Annotated in this window: 24 protein-coding genes; 19 read left to right on the top strand and 5 right to left on the bottom strand. The window is 70.6% G+C overall.

All coding sequences use genetic code 11. The features are described from left to right. The first annotated feature begins 88 nt into the window (after positions 1-88). Positions 89-1,423 carry a M23 family metallopeptidase gene (locus SOM19_RS00260; RefSeq protein ID WP_320486629.1) on the top strand — a complete coding sequence of 445 codons (1,335 nt, stop codon included), beginning with the start codon at positions 89-91 and terminating at the stop codon, positions 1,421-1,423. Positions 1,424-1,536: 113 nt separating this feature from the next. Here SOM19_RS00260 and SOM19_RS00255 read toward each other — a convergent pair whose 3' ends face one another. Further along, positions 1,537-2,070: an inorganic diphosphatase gene (locus tag SOM19_RS00255; protein WP_320484553.1), complete on the bottom strand. Its 534-nt coding sequence runs from the start codon at positions 2,068-2,070 to the stop codon at positions 1,537-1,539. 317 nt (positions 2,071-2,387) lie between these two features. Between SOM19_RS00255 and tilS the strand changes: the two genes are divergently transcribed. The 14 genes from tilS to lysS all read left to right on the top strand — a co-directional run bounded on the left by tilS (position 2,388) and on the right by lysS (position 15,283). Beyond that, positions 2,388-3,461, top strand: a complete 1,074-nt coding sequence (gene tilS / locus SOM19_RS00250) for a tRNA lysidine(34) synthetase TilS (RefSeq protein ID WP_320484552.1) — start codon at positions 2,388-2,390, stop codon at positions 3,459-3,461. Positions 3,462-3,470: 9 nt separating this feature from the next. Continuing rightward, complete coding sequence (hpt, locus tag SOM19_RS00245) at positions 3,471-4,022, top strand: hypoxanthine phosphoribosyltransferase (RefSeq protein WP_320484551.1); 552 nt, start codon at positions 3,471-3,473, stop codon at positions 4,020-4,022. A 146-nt stretch (positions 4,023-4,168) separates the two neighbouring features. Then, entirely contained in the window at positions 4,169-6,175 is a 2,007-nt protein-coding gene (gene ftsH / locus SOM19_RS00240; RefSeq protein WP_320484550.1) for an ATP-dependent zinc metalloprotease FtsH, read from the top strand. A 9-nt stretch (positions 6,176-6,184) separates the two neighbouring features. After that, positions 6,185-6,772: a GTP cyclohydrolase I gene (folE, locus tag SOM19_RS00235; protein ID WP_320484549.1), complete on the top strand. Its 588-nt coding sequence runs from the start codon at positions 6,185-6,187 to the stop codon at positions 6,770-6,772. Beyond that, positions 6,769-7,611 carry a dihydropteroate synthase gene (gene folP, locus SOM19_RS00230; protein ID WP_320484548.1) on the top strand — a complete coding sequence of 281 codons (843 nt, stop codon included), beginning with the start codon at positions 6,769-6,771 and terminating at the stop codon, positions 7,609-7,611. The genes folE and folP overlap by 4 nt, the downstream gene beginning before the upstream one ends. Continuing rightward, positions 7,584-7,958 carry a dihydroneopterin aldolase gene (folB, locus tag SOM19_RS00225; RefSeq protein WP_320484547.1) on the top strand — a complete coding sequence of 125 codons (375 nt, stop codon included), beginning with the start codon at positions 7,584-7,586 and terminating at the stop codon, positions 7,956-7,958. Before folP ends, folB begins: the two co-directional genes overlap by 28 nt. Then, the gene (gene folK, locus SOM19_RS00220) at positions 7,955-8,488 is read left to right on the top strand and encodes a 2-amino-4-hydroxy-6-hydroxymethyldihydropteridine diphosphokinase (protein WP_320484546.1); all 534 of its coding nucleotides are present in this window, start codon (positions 7,955-7,957) and stop codon (positions 8,486-8,488) included. Before folB ends, folK begins: the two co-directional genes overlap by 4 nt. Beyond that, positions 8,485-8,982, top strand: coding sequence for a DUF3180 domain-containing protein (locus SOM19_RS00215; RefSeq protein ID WP_320484545.1), 498 nt, complete (start codon positions 8,485-8,487; stop codon positions 8,980-8,982). The genes folK and SOM19_RS00215 overlap by 4 nt, the downstream gene beginning before the upstream one ends. Continuing rightward, the gene (locus SOM19_RS00210; RefSeq protein WP_320484544.1) at positions 8,924-9,508 is read left to right on the top strand and encodes a PH domain-containing protein; all 585 of its coding nucleotides are present in this window, start codon (positions 8,924-8,926) and stop codon (positions 9,506-9,508) included. Before SOM19_RS00215 ends, SOM19_RS00210 begins: the two co-directional genes overlap by 59 nt. Then, positions 9,505-11,328, top strand: coding sequence for a PH domain-containing protein (locus SOM19_RS00205; protein WP_320484543.1), 1,824 nt, complete (start codon positions 9,505-9,507; stop codon positions 11,326-11,328). Before SOM19_RS00210 ends, SOM19_RS00205 begins: the two co-directional genes overlap by 4 nt. Next, positions 11,325-12,038 (top strand): Rossmann-like and DUF2520 domain-containing protein, encoded by a 714-nt coding sequence (locus SOM19_RS00200; RefSeq protein ID WP_320484542.1) that lies wholly within the window; start codon positions 11,325-11,327, stop codon positions 12,036-12,038. The genes SOM19_RS00205 and SOM19_RS00200 overlap by 4 nt, the downstream gene beginning before the upstream one ends. Then, entirely contained in the window at positions 12,035-12,883 is an 849-nt protein-coding gene (gene panC, locus SOM19_RS00195) for a pantoate--beta-alanine ligase (protein ID WP_320484541.1), read from the top strand. Before SOM19_RS00200 ends, panC begins: the two co-directional genes overlap by 4 nt. 14 nt (positions 12,884-12,897) lie before the next feature. Continuing rightward, positions 12,898-13,680, top strand: coding sequence for an MBL fold metallo-hydrolase (locus SOM19_RS00190; protein ID WP_320484540.1), 783 nt, complete (start codon positions 12,898-12,900; stop codon positions 13,678-13,680). A gap of 73 nt (positions 13,681-13,753) precedes the next feature. Then, positions 13,754-15,283 carry a lysine--tRNA ligase gene (gene lysS / locus SOM19_RS00185; RefSeq protein WP_320484539.1) on the top strand — a complete coding sequence of 510 codons (1,530 nt, stop codon included), beginning with the start codon at positions 13,754-13,756 and terminating at the stop codon, positions 15,281-15,283. Here lysS and SOM19_RS00180 read toward each other — a convergent pair. Continuing rightward, the gene (locus SOM19_RS00180; RefSeq protein ID WP_320484538.1) at positions 15,276-16,505 is read right to left on the bottom strand and encodes a DUF4192 family protein; all 1,230 of its coding nucleotides are present in this window, start codon (positions 16,503-16,505) and stop codon (positions 15,276-15,278) included. The two genes, lysS and SOM19_RS00180, sit on opposite strands and share 8 nt — an antisense overlap. 115 nt (positions 16,506-16,620) lie before the next feature. Here SOM19_RS00180 and SOM19_RS00175 point away from each other — a divergent pair, with 115 nt between their 5' ends. The 3 genes from SOM19_RS00175 to SOM19_RS00165 all read left to right on the top strand — a co-directional run bounded on the left by SOM19_RS00175 (position 16,621) and on the right by SOM19_RS00165 (position 19,259). Further along, complete coding sequence (locus SOM19_RS00175; RefSeq protein ID WP_320484537.1) at positions 16,621-16,827, top strand: hypothetical protein; 207 nt, start codon at positions 16,621-16,623, stop codon at positions 16,825-16,827. Positions 16,828-16,882: 55 nt separating this feature from the next. Continuing rightward, the gene (cls, locus tag SOM19_RS00170; protein WP_320484536.1) at positions 16,883-18,349 is read left to right on the top strand and encodes a cardiolipin synthase; all 1,467 of its coding nucleotides are present in this window, start codon (positions 16,883-16,885) and stop codon (positions 18,347-18,349) included. Positions 18,350-18,536: 187 nt separating this feature from the next. After that, positions 18,537-19,259 (top strand): hypothetical protein, encoded by a 723-nt coding sequence (locus SOM19_RS00165; RefSeq protein ID WP_320484535.1) that lies wholly within the window; start codon positions 18,537-18,539, stop codon positions 19,257-19,259. 168 nt (positions 19,260-19,427) lie between these two features. On the opposite strand, the gene SOM19_RS00160 is transcribed toward SOM19_RS00165, so the two are convergent. Genes SOM19_RS00160 through SOM19_RS00150 form a run of 3 tightly spaced genes read right to left on the bottom strand, consistent with a single transcriptional unit; the run spans position 19,428 to position 21,063 of the window. Further along, positions 19,428-19,658 (bottom strand): helix-turn-helix domain-containing protein, encoded by a 231-nt coding sequence (locus SOM19_RS00160; RefSeq protein ID WP_320484534.1) that lies wholly within the window; start codon positions 19,656-19,658, stop codon positions 19,428-19,430. After that, a complete protein-coding gene (locus SOM19_RS00155) occupies positions 19,655-20,278 on the bottom strand; it encodes a hypothetical protein (protein ID WP_320484533.1) in 624 nt (207 codons plus the stop codon). Before SOM19_RS00155 ends, SOM19_RS00160 begins: the two co-directional genes overlap by 4 nt. A gap of 44 nt (positions 20,279-20,322) precedes the next feature. Next, positions 20,323-21,063 (bottom strand): hypothetical protein, encoded by a 741-nt coding sequence (locus tag SOM19_RS00150; protein WP_320484532.1) that lies wholly within the window; start codon positions 21,061-21,063, stop codon positions 20,323-20,325. A 185-nt stretch (positions 21,064-21,248) separates the two neighbouring features. Between SOM19_RS00150 and SOM19_RS00145 the strand changes: the two genes are divergently transcribed. Beyond that, positions 21,249-23,774, top strand: a complete 2,526-nt coding sequence (locus SOM19_RS00145) for an ATP-dependent Clp protease ATP-binding subunit (protein WP_320484531.1) — start codon at positions 21,249-21,251, stop codon at positions 23,772-23,774. Positions 23,775-23,809: the final 35 nt, after the last annotated feature.

Here is a 23,809-nt window from a genome sequence, read left to right as displayed (position 1 = left end):
ACAAGTCAACGTCGCGAGGGGAGGTCCGGTGGTCAACGACGACGCCTTCGACGACTGCGGCTGTGCACCCACCCCGCGTGAGCGCCGGATGCTGTGGCCCTCCGTCAGCCGACGTGGAGCGCTCGGTCTCGGCGCGCTCGGACTCGCGACCCTCGGCGCGATCGGCGGCCCGCTCATCTCTCCGGCCTTCGCCGCCGACTACCCCTCGTGGGACGACGTGAAGCGCGCGAAGGCCAACGAGTCCGCGAAGAAGACCGAGATCGTCAGGATCCAGGGCCTGATCAAGGCGCTCGCCGACGACGTCGCCGCCAAGAACGCGGTGGCCCAGCAGGCGGCCGACGAGTTCTACGTCGCGCAGCAGGCGTACTTCGACGCCGCGTATCGCGCGGAGCAGCTGCAGCTCCAGGCCGACGCGCAGGCGCAGGCGGCCGTGGACGCCGCCAACAAGGCCGGCCGCGTGGCCGCCCAGCTCTACCGCAACGGCGGCGACGACACCTCGCTCGAGCTCTTCTTCTCCGGCTCGGCCGCCAGCGCCGACGACCTGCTGGCGCGTCTCGGCACGATGGACAAGCTCATCGAGCGCAACCAGGCCGTGTACGCCGACGCCGTGACCACGCGCGACTCTGCGCAGAGCCTCTCCGACCAGGCCGAGGTTCAGCGCATCGAGCGCGACCGCCTGCAGCAGGTCGCCGAGGACAAGATGGTCGTGTCGCAGCAGGCCGCGGCGGCGGCTCAGGCAGCGCTCGATGAGCAGACGACCCGCCAGGGGCAGCTCGAGGCTCAGCTCGCCGCGCTCAAGGACACCACCTCCCGCACCGTCGCCAAGTACCAGGAGGGCGTGCGCGTGCGCGAGGAGGCTGCGCGCAAAGCCGCCGAGGAAGCCGCGCGCCGAGCTCGGGAAGAGGCTGAAAAGCTCAACCAGGGCGGCGGCGGCGGCGGTGGCGGTGGCGGTGGCGGCACCGGTGGCGGCGGAGGCGGCAGCGGCGGCGGTGGAGCGGTCGTCGGATCCGGCTGGGCACGACCGTCGTCCGGCTGGCGCAGCTCGGGCTACGGTCCCCGCAGCCAGGTGTGCGGTCAGAACGGCTGCTCGAGCAGCTTCCACTACGGCGTGGATCTCGCCGCCGGCTGCAGTGCGGGCATCTACGCCGCGTCGGCGGGCCGGGTCGTGTACGCCGGCTACAACGGCGGCTACGGCAACTACATCAAGATCGACCACGGCAACAACCTCGGCACGGGCTACGGGCACATCCGGCCCGGCGGGATCTTCGTGTCGCACGGGCAGTGGGTCAACGCCGGCCAGCTCATCGGCAGCGAAGGCAACACGGGCAACTCGTACGGCTGCCACCTGCACTTCGAGACCTACGAGTCCAACTTCCCGGTCAACCCCATCAACTTCATGGCGGCGCGGGGCATCTCGGTCTGACTCGCCGTCCGGCCGTCCGGCGACGTTCGCGCTCGCACCGGTTCCTGCCGGCACCCGCAACGACGAAGAGCGGATGCCGTGGGTCACGGCATCCGCTCTTCGCAGGAAACGCGTCAGAGCGTGTTCGGCGCGACGCCCTCACCCTGGGTGCGGGTCTCGCCCTCGTGCTCCTTGAAGCGGTCGAAGGCCTCGCCCACGAGGCGCTCGGCCTCGGCGGCGCCGGCCCACTCGTCGACCTTGACCCACTTGTTGGGCTCGAGGTCCTTGTAGTGCTCGAAGAAGTGCTCGATCTCCTTGCGGGTGTACTCCGGGATCTCGTTGACGTCCTGGATGTGCGCCCAACGGGGGTCCTTGGCGAGCACGGCCACGACCTTGTCGTCGCCGCCGGCCTCGTCGCTCATCTTCAGGACGCCGACCGGACGCACGCTCGCGAGCACGCCGGGCGCGAGGTCGAAGTCGAGCAGCACGAGCACGTCGAGCGGGTCGCCGTCCTCGCCGAGCGTGTTCTCGAAGAACCCGTAGTTGGTCGGGTACCCGAAGGCGGTGTACAGGATGCGGTCGAGGAACACACGGCCCGTGCCGTGGTCGACCTCGTACTTCACGCGGCTGCCGCGCGGGATCTCGATGACGGCGTCGTACGCGCCCATGCTGGTGCTCCTTCGGAAAGACGGTGGGATGCCGCGACAAGCCTAGTCGCGGGCCGTCGCCGTGCAGGATTCAGGAGGAGAGCGCCGTCCGCGGGGCTGCGGAGGGTCCGGTGCGGCGTGTCTCCTGAATCTGCGGCGGCGGTCGCGCGGGCGCCCGGGGTGCCGGCCGCGACCCCGCCCGGTCCCCGCATCGGCTGCTGCCGCTGTGTCACAACTCCGCCTGGGACGCGCGTGAGGGCGGCGACGCGCCGGCCGGACCCGAAGCGGCCTGATGCCGGGAGGAGTTGTGACACTCACGGTCCGAGTACCGTGGGCTCGTGGAACAGCACCGTCCCGGTCTCGACCCCGCGGTTGCCGAGGTGCGCCTGGCCGTGCGCCGCGCACTGAGCGCACTCCCGGCCGACTCCACCGTGCTCGTGGGCCTGTCCGGCGGCGCCGACTCCCTCGCGCTCGCCGCCGCCGCCGCCTTCGAGGCGCCCAAGCTCGGCCTGCGCGTGATCACGGTGACCGTCGACCACGGCCTGCAGGACGGGTCGTCCGAGGTCGCCGCTTCTGCCGCCGCCGCCGCGAGCGCGTTGGGGCTGGAGGCCGTGGTCGTGCCCGTCGCGGTCGGTGTCGAAGGCGGGCCCGAGGCCGCTGCCCGCGACGCGCGCTACTCCGCTCTCCTCGAGGTGGCCCGCCGCGTCGGCGCCCGTGCAGTCCTCGTCGGACACACGCTCGACGACCAGGCCGAGACGGTGCTGCTCGGGCTGGCCCGGGGCGCAGGCGCGAGCAGCTTGCAGGGGATGGCCGTGGCGGGACCCCTGGGCGTCGAGGCGCCGTCGGCCGCGTCGGGAGACACGGGCGCCGATGTCGACGGCATCGCCCTGCTGCGCCCGCTGCTCGGCGTCCGCCGCGCGACGACCCGTTCGGCCTGCGCGGCCGAGGCGCTCGAACCGTGGGACGACCCCCACAACGCCGACGCCCGCTACGCCCGGGTGCGCGTGCGGGAGAAGGTGCTGCCGGTGCTCGAAGCCGAGCTCGGGCCGGGGATCGCCGAGGCGCTCGCGCGCACGGCGGCCCAGCTGCGCGAGGACGCCGAGGCCTTCGACGACATGATCGACGAGACCATCGAAGACATCGTCGAGCACGCCGAGGCCGGCATCTCCGTCTCCGTCGCGGCGCTCGCCGCCAACCCCGCCGCCTTGCGGCACCGCATCATCCGGCAGATCGTCGCCAGCGAGTTCCACCAGAGCCTCACCCGGGCGCAGACCCTCGAGGTGGCCCGTCTGGTCACGGACTGGTCGGGGCAGGGGCCGATCGACCTGCCCGGATGCCGCGCGCGCCGCGTCGGCGGACGCCTCGAGTTCGTCGCCCAGGGGGCTGACGGGCCCGAAGGTGCGTCCGCCTAGACTCTGACCATGCGCGCGGCAGAGGTCTCCAGCGAGATCACCCAGGTTCTGGTCACCGAGGAGCAGATCCTCGCCAAGCTCGAGGAGGTCGCCGAACGCGTGTCGGCCGACTACGAGGGCAAGAACCTGCTGCTCGTGGGCGTGCTCAAGGGCGCGATCATGGTCATGGCCGACTTCTCGCGCTCCCTCCGCATCACTGCGCCGATGGACTGGATGGCGGTGTCGTCGTACGGCGCCGGCACGAAGTCGAGCGGTGTCGTGCAGATCCGCAAGGACCTCGACGAGGACCTCCACGACCGCCACGTGCTGATCGTCGAGGACATCATCGACTCCGGCCTGACGCTCAGCTGGCTCCTCGAGAACTTCGAGTCGCGCGGCGCCGCATCGGTCGAGGTCTTCGCCCTGCTGCGCAAGCCCGACGCCGCGAAGGTCGAGGTGCGCTGCAAGTACGTCGGCTTCGACATCCCGAACGAGTTCGTCGTCGGCTACGGCCTCGACTACGCCGAGAAGTACCGCAATCTGCGGGATGTCGCGGTCCTCGCGCCGCACGTCTACAGCTGAGCGCTCCCAGCTCCCTGCGATTACGCCCCGGGCGAATGCACAGACTGGGCATAGGAGCCCCGCGATACCCTGAATTCACCGTCGCCGCGGCCTCCTGAGCCTCGCAGGCGGTTCGTCGACGAAGGGATCGGGCTCGCGCCCGCACCATGGATTTCAAGAAGATCACCCGCAACCCGCTCTTCTATGTCTTGATGATCGGGTTCCTCCTCATCGTGGGGTTCTCGCTCATCTCGAGCCTGAACGGGGCGAAGCAGATCTCGACGCAGGAGGGGCTGGAGCTGCTCGAGGGCAGCACGGTCACCAAGGTCGTCAACACCGACGGCGACCAGCGGGTCGACATGGAGCTGTCCGAGGACTACGAGGGCTCGAGCGACGTCCAGTTCTACTACGTGACGGCGCGCGCCGACGAGGTCGTCTCCGCGATCAACGCCGCCGAGCCGAAGGACGGCTTCAACGACGCTGTGCCGCGCGCGACCTGGTTCGACGGCTTCATCTCGCTGCTGCTGCCGATCCTGCTGCTCGGCCTGCTGTTCTGGTTCCTGCTCTCGAGCGCACAGGGCGGCGGAAGCAAGGTCATGCAGTTCGGCAAGTCGCGAGCCAAGCTCGTGACCAAGGAGATGCCGCAGGTCACCTTCCAGGACGTCGCCGGCTCCGACGAGGCCATCGAGGAGCTCGAGGAGATCAAGGACTTCCTGAAGGACCCGTCGAGGTTCCAGGCGGTCGGCGCCCGCATCCCCAAGGGCGTCCTGCTGTACGGCCCTCCCGGAACCGGCAAGACGCTGCTCGCGCGGGCCGTCGCCGGTGAGGCCGGGGTGCCGTTCTACTCGATCTCGGGCTCGGACTTCGTCGAGATGTTCGTCGGCGTCGGCGCGAGCCGCGTGCGCGACCTCTTCAACCAGGCGAAGGAGACCTCGCCGGCCATCATCTTCATCGACGAGATCGACGCGGTCGGACGCCACCGCGGCGCCGGCATGGGCGGCGGGCACGACGAGCGCGAGCAGACGCTCAACCAGATGCTGGTCGAGATGGACGGCTTCGACCCGAAGGTGAACGTCATCGTCATCGCGGCGACGAACCGCCCCGACATCCTCGACCCCGCCCTGCTCCGTCCCGGACGCTTCGACCGTCAGATCGGCGTGGACGCCCCCGACTTCAAGGGCCGCACGAAGATCCTCGAGGTGCACGGCCGCGGCAAGCCGCTGGCCGACGGCGTCGACCTCGAGGTCGTCGCGCGCAAGACGCCGGGCTTCACCGGCGCCGACCTCGCCAACGTGCTGAACGAGGCCGCGCTGCTCACCGCCCGCTCCAACGCGCAGCTGATCGACAACCGCGCCCTCGACGAGGCCATCGACCGCGTGATCGCCGGCCCGCAGCGCCGCACGCGCGTGATGAAGGACAAGGAGAAGCTCATCACGGCCTACCACGAGGGCGGACACGCGCTCGCGGCGGCGGCGATGAACCACACCGACCCCGTGACGAAGGTCACGATCCTTCCCCGCGGCAAGGCGCTCGGCTACACGATGGTGCTCCCGCTGGAAGACAAGTACTCGATCACCCGCAACGAGCTCCAGGATCAGCTCGCCTACGCCATGGGCGGCCGCGTCGCCGAGGAGGTCGTCTTCCACGACCCCACCACCGGCGCCAGCAACGACATCGAGAAGGCGACGAGCATCGCCCGCAAGATGGTCACCGAGTACGGCATGACCATGGACGTCGGCCCGGTCAAGCTCGGGTCGTCCTCGGGCGAGGTCTTCATGGGCCGCGACATGGGTCACGGTCGCGACTTCTCCGAGCGCGTCGCCGAGCGCGTCGACGCTCAGGTGCGCGCGCTGATCGAGCAGGCCCACAACGAGGCGTACGAGGTCATCAACGCCAACCGCGACATCCTCGACAAGCTGGCGCTCGAGCTCCTCGAGAAGGAGACGCTCGACCACCTCGAGCTCGCCGACATCTTCAAGGACGTGCAGCGTCTGGCCCCGCGGCCGCAGTGGCTCTCGAGCGAGCAGCGCCCGATCTCGCTGCTCCCGCCGGTCGACGTGCCGGTGCGTCCCGAGCCGGTGGGCGCCGCGGCGCAGACCGAGGCCGAGCAGCCGACGGCCGAGAAGGCTCCGCAGCGCCGCCCGACCGGTCAGGCCCGGCCCGCGACCGCGTAGGCTCGGCCCGTGGCCGTAGACCGGGAGCGCGTCTCCGCGCTCGTGCGTGAGCTGCTCGAAGCGATCGGGGAGGATCCCGACCGCCCAGGGCTGCGGCTCACGCCCGAGCGCGTCGCCGACGCGTACTCCGAATTCTTCGCCGGTGTGGGAGAGGATGCCGCGGCTCCGCTCGCGCGCACCATCTCCGTGACGCGCGGCCCCGCCCCGGAGACCCTCCCGTCCGGCGCCGTCATGATGCGCGACATCCGCTTCCGCTCGGTGTGCGAGCATCACCTGCTGCCGTTCCGCGGGCACGCGCACATCGCGTACCTGCCGGGCGAGCAGGTCGTCGGCCTCGGCGCGCTGCCGAAGGTGGTCGACATCCTGGCGTCGCGCCCCCAGGTGCAGGAGCGGCTCGGCGAGCAGATCGCCGATGTGATCGCGACCTCCCTCGACACCCGCGGCGTGCTGATCGTGCTCGATGCCACGCACGAGTGCGTGACCATGCGGGGCGGGCAGCAGGCCGATGCCTCGACCGTCACCATCGCCGCACGCGGCGAGCTCGCCGACCCCGCGGCACGGGCCGAGCTGATCGCACTGCTCGGGAGTCGCGAATGACCCTGATCATGGGGATCGTGAACGTCACTCCGGACTCGTTCAGCGACGGTGGGCGGTACGCGGATGCCGAGCCCGCCGTCGCGCACGGGCTCGGTCTTCGCGCGCAGGGCGCCGCGATCCTCGACGTCGGCGGGGAGTCGACGCGTCCGGGTGCGGAGCGGGTCGACCCCGCCGTCGAGCAGGAGCGCGTTCTGCCCGTCGTGCGAGCGCTCGCCGCCGCCGGCGCGGTCGTGAGCATCGACACGATGAACGCCGCCACCGCTCTCGCCGCCGTCGAGGCGGGAGCCCGCATCGTGAACGACGTGTCGGGCGGCCTCGCCGATCCCGAGATGCTGGCCGCGGTCGCGTCGACGGAGGCCGACATCGTGCTCGGACACTGGCGCGGCCCGTCGGCCGAGATGTACGCCCGAGCCGCCTACGCCGATGTCGTCACCGAGGTGCTGGCCGAGCTCGGCGAGCGCGTGGCGGCGGCGGCCGCGGCCGGCATCCCGCCGTCGCGCGTGATCGTCGACCCGGGCATCGGGTTCGGCAAGCAGGGCGAGCAGAACTGGGCCGCGCTGCGCGGCACCGGGCGGCTCGTCGGACTGGGCCATCGCGTGCTCGTCGGCACGAGCCGCAAGCGGTTCCTCGCCGAGGCGCTCGCGGGCGACGCCGGGCCGGCCGAGGAGGTCGACGAGCAGCGACGCGATGCGGCCACCGCCGTGACGAGCGTGCTCGCCGCGCAGGCGGGCGCGTGGGGGGTGCGCGTGCACGATGTCGCCGCCTCGCGGGATGCGCTGGTCATCGCGAGCAGCTGGGAAGGGGAGAGCCGATGGGCATCGCCGACGAGATCACGCTGACCGGACTTCGCGTCTTCGGTCGCCACGGCGTGTACGACGACGAGCGCCGCGTCGGCCAGGACTTCGTGGTCGACGTTGTGCTCCACGTGGACACCCGGGCCGCGGCGGCGAGCGACGACGTCGCCGACACGGTGCACTACGGCGAGATGGCGGAGCAGATCGCCGCGATCGTCGCGGGCGAGCCGGTGAACCTCCTCGAGACGCTCGCCGCCCGCATCGCCGAGCACCTCCTCGGGTTCGGCCTCGTCGACAGGGTCCGCGTGACGGTGCACAAGCCCGACGCCCCCATCCCGCTGTCGTTCTCGGACGTCTCGGTGACCATCGAACGTGCGCGAGGCGCCCGATGAGCCGCCGCCTCGCCGAGGGGTACGCCGGCGACGTCGTGCCCGCCACCCGCGCCTCGGTCGATGCCGTCGTGGCCCTGGGCGCGAACCTGGGCGACCGCGCGGCGACGATGAAGGCGGCGATCGAGGACCTCGCGCGCGTGCCGCTCGTCGGCGCCGTGCGGGTGTCCGAGCCGATCGAGTCCGTCGCGCTGAAGCCGGACGGGCCGGATGCCTCGGCCCCCGCCTACCTCAATGCCGTCGCGATCGTCACGACGCGGCTCGCCCCGTCTGTGCTGCTCGGCTACCTGCATGCGATCGAGGAGCGGCACGGCCGCGACCGGCGCGAGCACTGGGGCGATCGCACCCTCGACCTCGACCTCATCGCGTACGGCGACGTGCGCAGCGACGACCCGCGCCTGCTGCTGCCGCATCCGCGCGCGGTCGAGCGGGACTTCGTGCTCGCTCCCTGGCTCTCGGTCGATCCGGAGGCGACGCTCCCCGGCGTCGGCCGGGTCGACGCCGCCCTCGCACGGCTGCGGGGAGAACGGTGAAGCGCACCGGACCCGGCATCCTGATCGTCGCGGCGCTGCTCGGCGTCGCCGCGGGGTTCCTGCTCGACCAGATCCTGACCTCGTCCGGACGCCCGACGTTCACGCCGCTCGTGAGCCTGCCCATCCTGCTCGTGGCACTGGGCGCGATCGTCCTCATCCTGGCGATGCCGATCCGCCGCGCGACCCGCGGGACCGGAACCGCGGCGGTCAACCCGTTCCGCGCGCTGCGTGTGGCGATGCTCGCGAAGGCGTCGAGCATCGTCGGCGCCGCACTCGGCGGCCTGGCCGTCGGCCTCCTCCTGTTCGTCGGCACCCGTCCCGCCGCACCGTCGCTAGGCTCGTTGGCGACGGTGATCGCGACAGCCGTCTGCGGCGCCCTCCTCGTGGCGGCCGCACTGGTCGCGGAACACCTCTGCACCATCCGGAAGGACGACGATGACGAACAGCCCGGAGGCGCCGACCCCGGACTCACGCCCCGCATCCACGGTCACTGACGCGACTGGAGTAACCTTCGACGGGCTCGTCGAGCCGCGGTCCGAGAACCGCCTCGTGCTCGAGGCCGGCCGGTGGCACCAGATCTCTCCGAAGTACGTGCGCGTGCAGTTCATCTCGACCGGCTCGTTCCTGCTCGTCGTGGTGGCCGCGACGCTCGTGCTCACGCTCCTCATGCACCAGACCTGGGCGTGGATTCCCGGCGGCATCATGACCGCCATCCTGGTCTGGACCCTCGCGATCCTCCCTCGTCAGGCGCGCGCGATCGGCTACCAGCTCCGCGACGACGACCTCGTGTTCCGGCGCGGCATCCTGTGGCAGCGCTTCGTCGCGGTGCCCTACGGCCGCATGCAGCTCATCGACATCACCCACGGTCCGCTCGACCGCGGCTTCGGCATCGCGCAGCTCAAGTTCGTGACCGCCGCCGCCGCGACCGGGGTGGTGATCCCGGGGCTCGAGCAGCAGACCGCCGAGACGCTCCGCGATCACCTCGTGGAGGTCGCGGAGAGCCGGCGCACAGGGCTATGACCGATCCGGCCCTCTCGCCCGACGCTCCCCCGCCGGAGCTGGTGCGCTCGCCGCTCAGCGACGGCGAATGGCACCGGCTGCACCCGCTGACGCCGCTCCTGCGCGGCGGCCTGGCGCTGCTCGTGGTCATCGGCATCGTGGTGGCGAACCTCCGCGACCGCCTGGTGGTGCTGTTCCTGCCGTGGCTCGCCCCCGACCTGGCGCCCGAGCTCGAGGAGGAGTTCAGCGACGACGAGTGGCAGGGCGGCGACCCGATCGACTTCGTGATCGCCAACAACCTGTACCTCGTGGCCGTCCTCGCGGTGCTGGGCGTCCTCGTCGTGCTCGTGGCCATCTTCTACACGTCGTGGCGGTTCCACACCTTCCGCATCACCGACGTCGACGTCGAGGTGCGCAGCGGCATCCTGTTCCGCACGCAGCGACGCGCACCGCTCGATCGCGTCCAGGGTGTGAACCTCACGCGCCCGATGATCGCGCGGCTGCTGGGCATGGCCAAGCTCGAGGTCGTCGGCGCCGGCACCGACGCGAACGTCAAGCTCGAGTACCTGTCGACGTCGAATGCCGAAGCGGTGCGGGCCGACATCCTGCGCCTGGCCTCGGGAAGACGGCTGTCGGATGCCGCGGCCTCCGGCGAGCCGGTCCGCACCGGAGGTCGCGTCGCCGCGCTCGGGCAGACCGTCGGCCGCGAGCTCACGGGGCTCATCGAGGGGCCCGAGGCACCGGTCGAGGTGCCGGACTCGGTCGTGAACATCCCGCTCGGCCGGCTCGTGGCATCCCACATCGTCAGCACCTCGACCGTCGGACTGATCGTCGCCGCCATCGCGATCGGGATCGGGATCTCGCAGGGCATCACCTGGCTGCTCCTCGGATTCGTCCCGGCGATCATCGGCTTCGCCGCGTACTGGGCGCGCTCGATCATGCGGTCGCTGCGCTACTCGATCGCGCCGACGCCGGACGGTGTGAGGATCACCTTCGGGCTGCTCACCACCATCACCGAGATCGTCCCGCCGGGGCGCGTGCACGCCGTCGAGGTGAGCCAGCCGATCCTGTGGCGCCCGGCCGGCTGGTGGACGATCCGCATCAACCGCCTCACCGGGCGCAGCGCCACCGACAGCACGACCGACCAGTTCACCACGGTGCTCCCGGTGGGCACGGCGGCCGACGTCGAGCGCGTCCTCCGCCTGCTGCAGCCGGGCGTGCCCGACGAGGAGTGGACCCTCATCGTGCAGCAGGGCATCCTCGGCCCGGGCGAGGGCGACACCTTCACGAACACTCCACGACGGGCGCGGTGGATCCGCCCGTTCTCGTACCGCCGCAACGGCTTCCGCCTCACCGACGACCTGCTGCTGCTGCGCCGCGGCGTCATCTGGCGGCGCCTCACGATCCTGCCCCTCGCGCGCCTGCAGAGCCTGGGACTGCACCAGGGTCCTCTCGATCGGATGTCGCGCGTCGCGTCCGTGCGCGGGCACGTGGTGACGGGCCCGGTGTACGCCCACCTCGCTGCGATCGATCGCGACGCCGCACTCGACCTCTTCGACGGCGTGGCTCGTGGCGCCGTGCTCGCGGCATCGGGCGATCGCTCGCATCGCTGGGCGCAGGAGCCCGCTGCGGGCCCGGAGACTCCGGCGGCGCCGGCCGGCTCGGCAACGCCGGCCGGGCCCGACGCGCCGACCGGGCTCGACGCGCCGGCCGGGCCCGACGCGCCGGCCGGGCCCGACGTGCCGGCCCGGCCCGACGTGCCGACCGGGCTCGACGCGCCGGCGCGTGAGTCGGGGCCCGCGATGGTCGAGCCCCCCACGGCCGCGGAGCAGTCCCGATGAGGCGCGACGGACGCCTCGGGATCGGCATCATCGGCGCCGGCCGGGTCGGCCCGGTGGTCGGCGCGGCACTCGCGGGCGCCGGCCACGCGCTCGTCGGGATCACACCGGGCTCGGACCCCGAGCGCGTCGAGGCGATCCTTCCCGGAGTGCCGACGCTCGATGCGCCCGAGGTCCTGCGCCGCAGCGAGCTCGTGATCGTCGCCGTCCCGCACGACCAGCTCGAGGGCCTCGTCGCGGGGCTCGCCGGCGTCGGCGCCTGGCAGCCCGGGCAGCTGGTGCTGCACACGGATCCGGCGTTCGGGACCGGCATCCTGGCCCCCGCCGTCGCCCAGGGCGTGATCCCCTTGGCCGTGCACCCCGCCGTCGTGTTCGCGGGCACCTCGATGGACCTGCGACAGCTCGGCACCGCGTACGCCGCGGTCACGGCGCCCGGGCCGGTGCTCCCCATCGCCCAGGCGCTCGCGGTGGAGCTCGGCTGCGAGCCCGTCGTCATCGCGGAGGAGGACCGTCCCGCGTATGCGGAAGCCGTCGGCGCCGCGACGGAGTTCTCCCGATCGATCGTGCGCCAGGCGGCCGACCTGCTCAGCCAGGCCGGCGTCCCCAACCCCGGCGCCTACCTCTCGGCGCTCGTGCACTCGACGATCGACCACGCGCTCGCCGACGCGGGGTCCCCGGACCCGGGCGACCCCACCGCTACGATCGATCAATGATCAGCACCATCGACGGGCTGCGCACCCGGCTGGCCGAGGCCAGAGCCGCAGCTCCCGAGGGGGCCAGGGTCGCGCTCATCTCCACCATCGGCGCGCTCCACGACGGCCATATCGACCTCGTCCACCGTGCCCGCGAAGTCGCCGACATCGTCGTCGTCTCCCTCTTCGTCAATCCGCTCCGCTTCGCCTCCCCGGCGGCGTTCGCGGCGTATCCGCGCACGCCCGACGACGACGAGCGGCTGCTCGACTCGCTCGGCGTGGACGTGGTGTTCGCGCCGGAGACGTCCGAGATGCTGCCCGACGGCACAGTCACGACCAAGGTCACCGCGGGCGACCTCGGCCTGCGGTACGAGGGCCGGGCGCGCCCGTACTACTTCGACGGCCTCCTCACGGTCGAGGCGAAGCTGCTCAACCTCGTGAAGCCGGACGTGGCGGTGTACGGCGAGCGGGATCCGCAGCGCATCTTCCTCGTCCGGCGCATGATCCGCGACCTCTTCCTCGACGTCGAGGTCGCCACCGTCGAGACCGTGCGCGGTGTCGACGACCTTCCTGTCTCGACACGCGTCGGGATGCTGGAGGAGCGCGACCTCGCGGCGGCCGGTCTTCTTCCCGCCGCGCTCGACGCGGCGGCGTCGAATGCCGATCGCGGTGTCGACTCCTGCATCGCCGCGGCGCAGTCGGCGCTGATGGGCGAGTCCCGCATCCGTCTGGAGTACCTGAGCGTCGTCGACCCGACGACGTTCCTGCCGGTCGACGAGGGGCACCAGGGGCCGGCGCTCGCGCTGATCGCCGCGAGCGTCGCCGGTCATCGGTTCATCGACAACGCCCTGATCTACATCAAGTGAGCTCGGAGACTCCCATGCGCGTGACCCGGATCGGCGGCCCGACCGCCCTCATCGAATGGGAGGGCTGGCGCATCCTGACGGATCCGACGTTCGATCCCGCCGGGGGAACGTACACCTTCACGCTCGGGACGACGTCACGCAAGACGACCGGTCCGGCCCTCTCGCTCGAGGACGTGGGCGAGGTCGACGTGGTCCTGCTCAGTCACCATCATCACGCCGACAACCTCGACGAGGCCGGCCGCGCCGCCCTGGCACGCGCGACCACCGTCCTGACCACGGTGGCGGGAGCGAAGGCGACCTCGCACCTCGATGTGCGCGGTCTCGCCGCAGGCGGCCGCACGATCCTGAGCGGGGAGGGCAAGCCCACGATCGAGGTCGAGGCGACCCCGTGCCGTCACGGCGCCCCGTTCACCCGGCCGCTCGTCGGACCGGTCGTCGGATTCGCGCTCACTCTCGACGGCCAGCCGCACCCCGGACTGTGGATGACCGGCGACACCGTCCTCTACGGCGGTCTGCGTCGCGCGGCGGACCACCTGCGGCCGGCCGTGGCGCTCGTCCACATCGGCGCGGTCAAGTTCCCCTTCACCGGTCCGCTGTCGTACACGATGGACGCCGCCGATGCCGTGGAACTCATCGAGGCAGCCGAGCCGGGCGTCGCAGTGCCCGTCCACGTCGAGGGCTGGAGCCACTTCTCCGAACAGGAGGAGGCGGCCGCGCGCGTCTTCGACTCGGCGCCGACGTCCGTTCAGGATCGCATTCGCTGGCTGCCGCTCGGCGTGCCCGTCGAGCTGGGCTGACCGGCCGGGCGTCGACTCAGGGAGCGCCGGGGCGCGCCGATAGACTTGGGTGACTTTCGAGGAGCCCTCTGCGATGACCGACACGCCTGCGACCACGCCCGCCGACGCCCCCGAGCCGACCGAAGAGGACGTGTTCGAGCAGAAGGCCGTGCGCCTGGCCAAGCGCGAGCGCCTCATCGAGGAGCGGGCTGATGCCGCGGGCGGGGCCTATCCGGTGAGCCTGCCGATCACCGACACGATCCCCGCGCTGCGCGCGCGATTCGCCGACCTCGAGGCGGGCGCCGAGACCGGTGAGACCGCCGCGGTGGCCGGCCGGATCGTCTCCAGCCGCAACACCGGCAAGCTCTGCTTCGCCACCCTCCAGTCCGGCGACGGCAGCCGCATCCAGGCGATGGTGTCGCTCGCCGCCGTCGGAGACGAGTCGCTCCAGCGGTGGAAGGAGCTCGTCGATCTGGGCGACCACGTGTTCGTCACCGGCGAGGTCATCTCGAGCCGCCGCGGGGAGCTGTCGGTGATGGTGACCGACTGGCAGATCGCGGCGAAGGCCATCCTGCCGCTGCCGAACCTGCACAACGAGCTGAGCGAGGAGAACCGCGTCCGCAGTCGCTTCCTCGACCTCATCGTCCGCGACACCGCCCGCGAGACGGTCGTCGCGCGCGCGAGGACCAACGCGAGCCTGCGCGAGACCTTCGCGGGCCACGGGTTCCTCGAGGTCGAGACGCCCATGCTGCAGGTGCAGCACGGCGGGGCGACGGCTCGTCCTTTCGTCACGCACGCGAACGCGTTCGACGCCGACCTCTTCCTGCGCATCGCGCCCGAGCTCTTCCTCAAGCGCGCCGTCGTCGGCGGCATCGACCGCGTCTACGAGATCAACCGCAACTTCCGCAACGAGGGAGCGGACTCGACGCACAGCCCCGAGTTCGCGATGCTGGAGGCCTACCAGGCGTACAGCGACTACAACGGCATCGCCGACCTCACCCAGGAGCTCATCCAGAACGCCGCGCTCGCCGTGGCCGGCTCCACCACCGTGACCTGGGCCGACGGCACCGAGTACGACCTCGGCGGGCAGTGGGAGCGCCTCCCCATGTACGGCTCGCTGTCGGAGGCGTCCGGCCGCCAGGTCACTCCCGAGACGCCCCTCGACGAGCTCCTCGCGTTCGCCGCCGAGGCGGAGGTCGACGTGCCGCCGCACGCCACCCACGGCAAGCTGGTCGAGGAGCTGTGGGAGCACTTCGTCAAGCCCGGCCTCACCCGCCCGACCTTCGTGATGGACTTCCCCCTCGACACCAGCCCGCTCGTGCGCGAGCACCGCTCGATCCCCGGTGTCGTCGAGAAGTGGGACCTGTACACCCGTGGGTTCGAGCTGGCGACCGGATACTCCGAGCTCGTCGACCCGGTCATCCAGCGCGAGCGCTTCGTCGAGCAGGCGAAGCTCGCCGCCCGCGGCGACCTCGAGGCCATGCGCATCGACGAGGAGTTCCTCCGCGCGCTCGAGCACGGCATGCCGCCCACCGGCGGCATGGGCATGGGGATCGACCGCCTCCTCATGGCGATCACGGGACTCGGCATCCGCGAGACGATCCTCTTCCCGCTGGTCAAGTAAGCCCCTCACTCGCCGTCCGCCCGTCGGCGGACCGACGGAAGGCCCAGTCGGGCAGGTGTCCGGCGTGCACGAACGAGCTCACGATCTCGCTCAGCCCGTGCTCCGGCTCGATGTCGCACGCCTCGAGCGCGTAGACCTCCGCGTGCGTCGAGCGCCCGAGCGCCCACGACAGCCAGGCGCACATCGCGAGCGCCCCGGGGCGCTCGTCGCGAGGTGCGCACGCCGCCACGTGGCGCGTCAGCTGCAGCGCCCGCTCGAGCCGGTCGGCATCGGGCCGCTCGCCCTCTCCCCACAGCTGCATCGCAAGGTGGACCGGATACTCCTCGCCCGCCTCCCACCGCAGCTGTGCGTCGAAGGCCTCGTCGCCGGCGGCCAGCGTGCCGCTCCACTGCACGAGCGCGATGTCACGCAGCGAGGGCCGGGCGAGACACCACACGAGCGCCGCGGCGTCGTACGGCTCGAGCTCGTCGGCCTGCCACGTGAGCGCCTGCTCGAAGAGGGCAGGCAGGTCATCGAGAGCGCAGACCGCCGCCAGCGCACGCGGGTCGATGCGCTCCGGGTCGCCGGAACCGGATGCGGAAGCGGAAGCAGCTGGCACCGCGTCATCCATCGCGGGGCCCCGGGATCGGTTCGGGCCGGGTCCGTCCGTGCCGCACAGCACCTCGACCGCCCGCCCGAGTGCCAGGAGCGCGTGGGCAACGCGCTCCGTCTGCGCGAGACCGACCACGGGCAGCTCGGCACCCGACGCCTGGTCGCCGCAGGGATCGGGGAGCCCCTCGACCGGCGCGGAGACGGCCTCCAGCGCGGCGAGCGGCCGACCCTCCGCGGGACACTCGGGATCGAGGAACGAGCCCCAGCCGTCGGCCGCGACGCACAGCGCGTCGGCGGTGCGCAGCCCGCAGGCGTCGGCCCGGCGCCCGAGCGCGTCGATGAGGTCGAGGTGCGGCATCCGCTCGCTCGTCGAGATTCTCTCGTCGGTGTACGTGATCGCCGCGACGGCGTCAGCGTCGGGCAGCCGGCACACCATGCCGATGACCGTCGCGGAGATCCGGTCGACGGCGTCGGGCTCGCCGCCGTCCGGCAGGTCGAACCGCATCGCGCCGAGACTGCGCGAGCCGGCGAACGGGATGAGCACGAGGCTGCGCGTGGGCACGTAGCCGAGCATGCAGGGAATGAGGGACAGGAATTCCGCGGCGTCCGCCGCCTTGACGATGGTGGTCATCGCACGAGAGTGGCGAGCGGGGATCGGCGTGTCGGCGATGTCCACAGGAGCCGGTCCCCGCTCGCTCCCAGACGGGCACGGGGGAGGAGGCGAAGAAGCCGCGTATCCTGGAGCCATGGACGATTACTGGCTCGCAGTGGTGTGGACGCTGCTGCCGACGGTGTTCGTCAGCGCCATCTTCTACTTCGTGATGCGCAGCGTGATCCGCGCCGACCGCAACGAACGACGCGAGTACTCGCGCATCGAGGCGCAGGAGCGCGCCAGGCGCGGACTTCCTCCGGTCGCGGCATCCGCAGAGTCACCCGCCGCCTCCGAGCGCTGACCGGGGTCCCCACTACGCTGGGGCAGACGCGGTCCGGGGAGTCGAAGGAGCAAGGGTGATCACCATCACGTTCGATCCGACGTGGTGGCTGGTGCTGGTCTTCGTGACGGACACGATCATCCGCATCGCTGCGATCATCATCGTCCCCCGCAACCGGCGTCCGACGGCGGCGATGGCCTGGCTGCTGGCGATCTACTTCATTCCGATCATCGGCGTCTTCCTGTTCCTGCTGATCGGAAACCCGCGACTGCCGCGCAAGCGGCGACGCAAGCAGGAGCGCATCAACGAATACATCCACGACACCAGCGCCTCGCTCGACTTCGGCACGCTGCGGCCTCATGCGCCCGACTGGTTCAGGTCGCTGGTGACGCTGAACCGCAACCTCGGCGCCATGCCGCTCGCCGGTGACAATGCCGCGCGCATCATCGCGGACTACCAGGGCAGCCTCGACGCCATGGCCGACGCCATCCGGGCCGCCGAGCGCTATGTGCACGTCGAGTTCTACATCCTCCAGGCGGATGCCGCGACCGACAACTTCTTCCGCGCCCTCGAAGAGGTGTGCGCTCGCGGCGTCTCGGTGCGAGTGCTGCTCGACCACTGGGCGAACCGCGGCAAGCCGTTCTACAAGAAGACGCTCAAGCGCCTCGATGCCATGGGCGCCGAGTGGCACCTGATGCTCCCGGTGCAGCCATTGAAGGGCAAGTACCAGCGGCCGGACCTGCGCAACCACCGCAAGCTGGTCGTGATCGACGGCCGCGTCGCCTTCACCGGCTCGCAGAACGTGACCGACTCCACTTACAACCTGAGGGCAAACATCAGGCGAGGCCTCCACTGGGTCGACCTCATGGTGCGCATCGAGGGGCCGGTCGTGGCATCCGTCAATGCGGTGTTCCTGTCGGACTGGTACAGCGAGACCGATGAAGCGCTCACCGACGAGATCGACCTCTTCGACGTGAAGTCCGGACCGGGCGACCTCGACTGCCAGATCGTGCCGTCCGGACCGGGATTCGAGTTCCAGAACAATCTCAAGCTGTTCGCCGGGCTGCTCTACGCGGCCCAGCGCAAGATCATCGTGGTGAGCCCGTACTTCGTCCCCGACGAGGCGCTGCTGCTCGCGATCACGACCGCGTGCCAGCGCGGCATCCACGTCGAGCTGTTCGTGTCCGAGGAGGGCGACCAGGCCCTCGTCTACCATGCGCAGCGCAGCTACTACGAGGCGCTGCTGCGGGCGGGCGTGAAGATCTGGATGTACCAGCGGCCGTTCATCCTGCACTCCAAGTCGATGACGATCGACGACGAGGTAGCCATCGTGGGCTCGAGCAACATGGACATGCGGTCCTTCGGTCTCAACATGGAGATCTCGATGCTCGTGCGCGGCGAGGAGTTCGTGCGCGAGATGCGCGCCGTCGAGGACGGCTACCGCGCCCTCAGCCGGGAGCTGACGCTCGAGGAATGGGAGGGGCAGCCGCTGCGCTCCACCGTGCTCGACAACCTCGCGCGCCTGACGTCGGCGCTGCAGTAGGTCACCCGCTCCGGGTGATTGTGACCCGTGCGTTATCGGACCATCTGAGATTCTGCGGTCCTTTGCGACACCATAGGGCTGACGGATGCCGCGGGCCCCGGCCCACGCGCCTCGACTCTCCTCGCCTCGCCGGGCGTCGCGCGGAGGGGGCGCGGGGAGCATCCGCTCCCACAGGGAAGGTTCTCGCATGGCACCTCGCACTCGCTCAGCCCTCGCCGGCCTCGGCCTGGCACTCCTCCTCACCGGTGTCCTCACCGCGTGCGCCACCGGCGGCGGCACTCCGGGCAGCGGCACCGACACCGACGACGACACCACCGAGCAGGAGGTCGGCGCCGCCTGGCTCGACGGCGGCCGGATGGTCGGCATCGTCACCCAGGGCAGCTCGACCTGCATCCCGACCGCCGAGGAGGCGACGCTGGAAGGCTCCGTGCTCAGCGTCGTGCTCGTCGACGCCGAGGGCGATGCCGCGTGCACGGCGGACCTCGTTCCTCGTGTGACCCTCGTCGGACTGCCGGAAGGCGCCGACCCCGAGAAGGACCTCGAGATCGAGGTCACCGGCGACGGCTGGCGCGGCGACACCGACCTCGAAGGCGTGCCCGGGCTCACCGGAGGCGGCGAGACGGACTACCTGCCCAGCGCCGGGTGGACCGACGTCGACGGCCAGTTCGTGATCCTGTCGTGGGGCTCGTCCTCCTGCGTGCCCGTCATCGAGAGCACCGAGGCCACCAGCGACACGGAGATCACGGTGACGTTCGCGACTCCCCCCGACGACCAGGTCTGCACGATGGACATGGCCCCCCGGGGCGTTGTGACGGCCGTGACCGAGCCCCCGAACGACGACGCCGAGTTCTTCGCGATCCTCACCGGCGCCGAGTTCGACAACGTCCGCATCCCGATCCTCCCCAACTGACACCCGTGAAGTGACCGGATGCCTCGGCCGAGGCATCCGGTCGCTTTCGCATTCGTCGTTCCAGAATCGGAGAATCGCCTCGATGTCGGATCATCCGGCGGGAATCCTCCGACATCGGCGCGATTCGCCGACTTCAGGAAGGGCTGAGCGGGTGACGGATGCCGCCGCTCAGTCGGTCCGCACGAGCAGGTCGCCGATCTCGCAGTCGAGGGCCCGGCAGATGGCCGCCAGGGTCGAGTAGCGGATGGCGCGCGCCCGGTCGTTCTTGAGGATCGACAGGTTGACGACCGAGACCCCGACGAGCTCCGACAGGCGGGTCAGCGTCATGCCGCGCGCATCCAGAAGCTCGTCGAGGCGGCAGTGGACGCCGCTGGGACCGTCGTCTTCGGCGGGACTCATATGAGCCCTTCGGTGTCGCGGCGTAGGCGGTCACCGACGGTGAAGACCAGCGTCGCGGTCGCCGCGACGAAGGCGACGAGGAAGAGACCCGACACATCGACGGTGCCGACCACGTTCGCGAAGGTGCGGTCCGAGACCTCGGCGAAGGCGCCGTTGGCTCCCATGTTCCCGAGGCCCGGCACGACGCCGTAGGCGACGAGGCCGGTCATGCCTGCGGTCGTCACGAGCGCGGTGTTGACACGGCTGAAGATCCGCCCGCGCAGCATGTTCCACGTCACCAGCAGCAGGCACGCCACCACGGTGACGACCGCGATCGAGGCGACCAGCGGCTGGGCGACGAGCGCCGCGACGGATGCCGCGGGCAGGCGCGGGGCGGTGATGTATGCCGTGGCGAGTTCCACGGGGACGGGGGCGCCGTCGGGGCCGATCGGAGCATCCGCCATGGTGCCGGCGAACTCGGCGAGCACGGGAACGTCGGTGCCGGGGAGCACCTCGGCGATCCGGATCCACGCGGCGACCACGCTGCCGGCCGCGATCGCGATGCCCGCGAGCATGAAGAAGATCATCGAGGCGGCGTCCGCTCGGGACACCGGTCTCTGGGTCGTGGTCTGTGCGGTCATCACACGAGTCCTTCCGTTGCTGCGCTGCTTCGCGGTCGCTGCCATCAGACGAGAGCCTCCGTGTCGCGCTGAAGGCGGGTGCCGATCTGGAAGGCCGCCGCGACGAGGGCGAGGCCGAACGCCCAGCCGACCGGCGCGAGGTCGAGGGAGAGTGAGAAGTAGCTGAGCACATCCGCCGGGGCGACGGATGCGTCGTGGCCGGTGAGCTGTTCCGCACCGAGGTAGTCGATGACCGAGGTGCGCGCCAAGGCGCCGGCGAACTGCGATCCGAGGCCCGCGACCATCACCGCGATCGCAGTGATGCCGATCGCCGTGGGGAACGAACGGGCGAACGGGCGCTCCCGGACTACGGCGAACGAGAGCCAGGCGACGGCGATGCTGATCGCCAGACCGGAGAGCAGGGGAAGCGCCAGTTCGAGATAGAAGAGCCAGCGGGATGCCTCGGGCAGGCCCATCACATCGATCCAGACGGACTGGTAGCCGCTGGCGGCGACGTGGTCGACGCCGTCGAGGAGCTCGGGGCGAACCGTACCCAGGTAGGCCATGTCGTCGACGCGGAAAGGCTCGACGTCGAAGATCCACGACGCGTTGGAGATGAGTCCGATCACACCGAACAGCGCCGACATCATGGCGCCCGCGCCCACGAGCGACGCCGCCCACGACTCCGCGCGGGTCAGGGTGCCCGCGCCACCGCCGCGACGGCGGGTCGCCAGCACCACGACGATGAACGCGCCGACGGCGACCGGCACTGCCACCGTCAGCAGGTTCGCCGAGATCGGGTCCATGATGCTCCATATCGATAGTCGTTGTTATCGACAAACGATATGACCATCCGGCGCGGAGCGCAACCATGGGCTTCAGCGGTCCGCTATGCCCAGGGCGAACACGGGCATGCGGCATCCGGCCTCTCGTTACCCTCGATGTAAGGCGCACGGGGCCAACGACTCCGCGCTCCTCGAAGGAGTTGAAGATGTTCGAGAGATTCACCGACCGTGCCCGTCGTGTGGTCGTCCTCGCCCAAGAAGAGGCGAAGATGCTCAACCACAACTACATCGGCACCGAGCACATCCTGCTCGGGCTGATCCACGAAGGCGAGGGGGTCGCCGCCAAGGCGCTGGAGTCCCTCGGCATCTCGCTCGACGCCGTGCGCGAGCAGGTCCAGGACATCATCGGCCAGGGCCAGCAGCAGCCGACGGGGCACATCCCCTTCACGCCGCGCGCCAAGAAGGTGCTCGAGCTCTCGCTGCGCGAAGCGCTGCAGCTCGGCCACAACTACATCGGCACCGAGCACATCCTGCTCGGGCTCATCCGCGAGGGCGAAGGAGTCGCCGCGCAGGTGCTCGTCAAGCTCGGCGCAGACCTGAACAAGGTGCGTCAGCAGGTCATCCAGCTGCTCTCCGGCTACCAGGGCAAGGAGCCGGCCGCCGTCTCCGGTGCCGCTCACGACAACCCCCAGGCCGCGACGGGAGGCTCGGCGGTGCTCGACCAGTTCGGCCGCAACCTGACGCAGGCGGCTCGCGACAACAAGCTCGACCCGGTGATCGGACGCGAGAAGGAGATCGAGCGGGTCATGCAGATCCTCTCGCGCCGCTCCAAGAACAACCCCGTCCTCATCGGCGAGCCCGGCGTCGGCAAGACCGCCGTCGTCGAGGGTCTCGCGCAGGCGATCGTCAAGAACGACGTGCCCGAGACGCTGAAGGACAAGCAGGTCTACTCGCTCGACCTCGGCTCGCTCATCGCCGGATCCCGCTACCGCGGCGACTTCGAGGAGCGCCTGAAGAAGGTGACCAAGGAGATCCGCACCCGCGGCGACATCATCGTGTTCATCGACGAGATCCACACCCTCGTGGGGGCCGGTGCCGCCGAGGGCGCGATCGACGCCGCGTCGATCCTCAAGCCGCTCCTCGCCCGTGGGGAGCTCCAGACGATCGGCGCCACCACGCTCGACGAGTACCGCAAGCACTTCGAGAAGGATGCCGCGCTCGAGCGCCGCTTCCAGCCGATCCAGGTCGCCGAGCCGAGCCTGCCCCACGCGATCAACATCCTGAAGGGGCTGCGCGACCGCTACGAGGCGCACCACAAGGTGCAGATCACCGACGGCGCGATCGTCGCGGCCGCGAACCTGGCCGACCGCTACATCTCGGACCGCTTCCTGCCCGACAAGGCCATCGACCTGATCGACGAGGCCGGCGCCCGCCTGCGCCTGTCGATCCTCTCGTCGCCGCCGGAGCTGCGCGAGTTCGACGAGAAGATCGCCAAGGTCCGCGAGCAGAAGGAAGTCGCCTCCGAGGAGCAGGACTTCGAGAAGGCCGCATCGCTGCGCGACGAGGAGAAGTCCCTGCTCGCCGAGCGTCTGCGCCTCGAGAAGCAGTGGCGCTCGGGCGACGTGGCATCGCACGCGGTGGTCGACGAGGGTCTGATCGCCGAGGTGCTCGCTCAGGCCACCGGCATCCCGGTGTTCAAGCTCACCGAGGAGGAGTCCAGCCGCCTCGTCTTCATGGAGAAGGCCCTGCACCAGCGGGTCATCGGCCAGGAAGAGGCGATCGCGGCGCTGGCCAAGACCATCCGCCGCCAGCGCGCCGGGCTCAAGGACCCCAAGCGTCCCAACGGGTCGTTCATCTTCGCCGGCCCCACCGGTGTCGGAAAGACCGAGCTCGCCAAGGCGCTCGCGGAGTTCCTCTTCGACGACGAGGCCGCGCTGATCTCGCTCGACATGTCGGAGTTCGGTGAGAAGCACACCGTTTCCCGCCTGTTCGGTGCCCCTCCCGGGTTCGTCGGCTTCGAAGAGGGCGGCCAGCTCACCGAGAAGGTGCGCCGCAAGCCGTTCTCGGTCGTGCTGTTCGATGAGATCGAGAAGGCTCACCCCGACATCTTCAACTCGCTCCTGCAGATCCTCGAAGAGGGTCGTCTGACCGACGGTCAGGGCCGCATGATCGACTTCAAGAACACGGTCATCATCATGACCACCAACCTGGGTGCGCGCGACATCGCGGGCGGTCCGGTCGGGTTCCAGGTCGAGGGCGACTCCGCCACGTCGTACGACCGCATGCAGGGCAAGGTCAAGGAAGAGCTCAAGCGGCACTTCAAGCCCGAGTTCCTGAACCGCGTCGACGACATCATCGTCTTCCCGCAGCTCGACAAGGAGGAGCTGATCCAGATCGTGGATCTGTTCACCCGCCGCCTCGGCGAGCGGCTCCTCGACCGCGACATGACGATCGAGCTGTCGCGCGCGGCCAAGGAGAAGCTGATCGAGATCGGGTTCGACCCGGCTCTCGGCGCCCGCCCGCTCCGCCGCGCGATGCAGCACGAGATCGAGGACCGCCTGTCGGAGAAGATCCTGCACGGCGAGCTCAACTCGGGCGATCACGTGACGGTGGATGCCGAGAACGGCGAGTTCGTGTTCGAGCACGGTCCGCGCGGCGAGGCCGTCGCTGTCGGCGTCGTGCACAACGGCGAGATCGCCTCGACCCCTGATCTCGCGATCACTTCGGACTGATGGACTGACAGCCCGGGTCGTGACGACCCGGATGA

It is taken from the genome of Microbacterium sp. CFBP9034 (genome assembly GCF_034045255.1).
Taxonomy (GTDB): domain Bacteria; phylum Actinomycetota; class Actinomycetes; order Actinomycetales; family Microbacteriaceae; genus Microbacterium.
The sequence above is the reverse complement of the archived record's forward strand: the minus strand, read 5'-3'. Positions and strand labels throughout refer to the sequence as shown.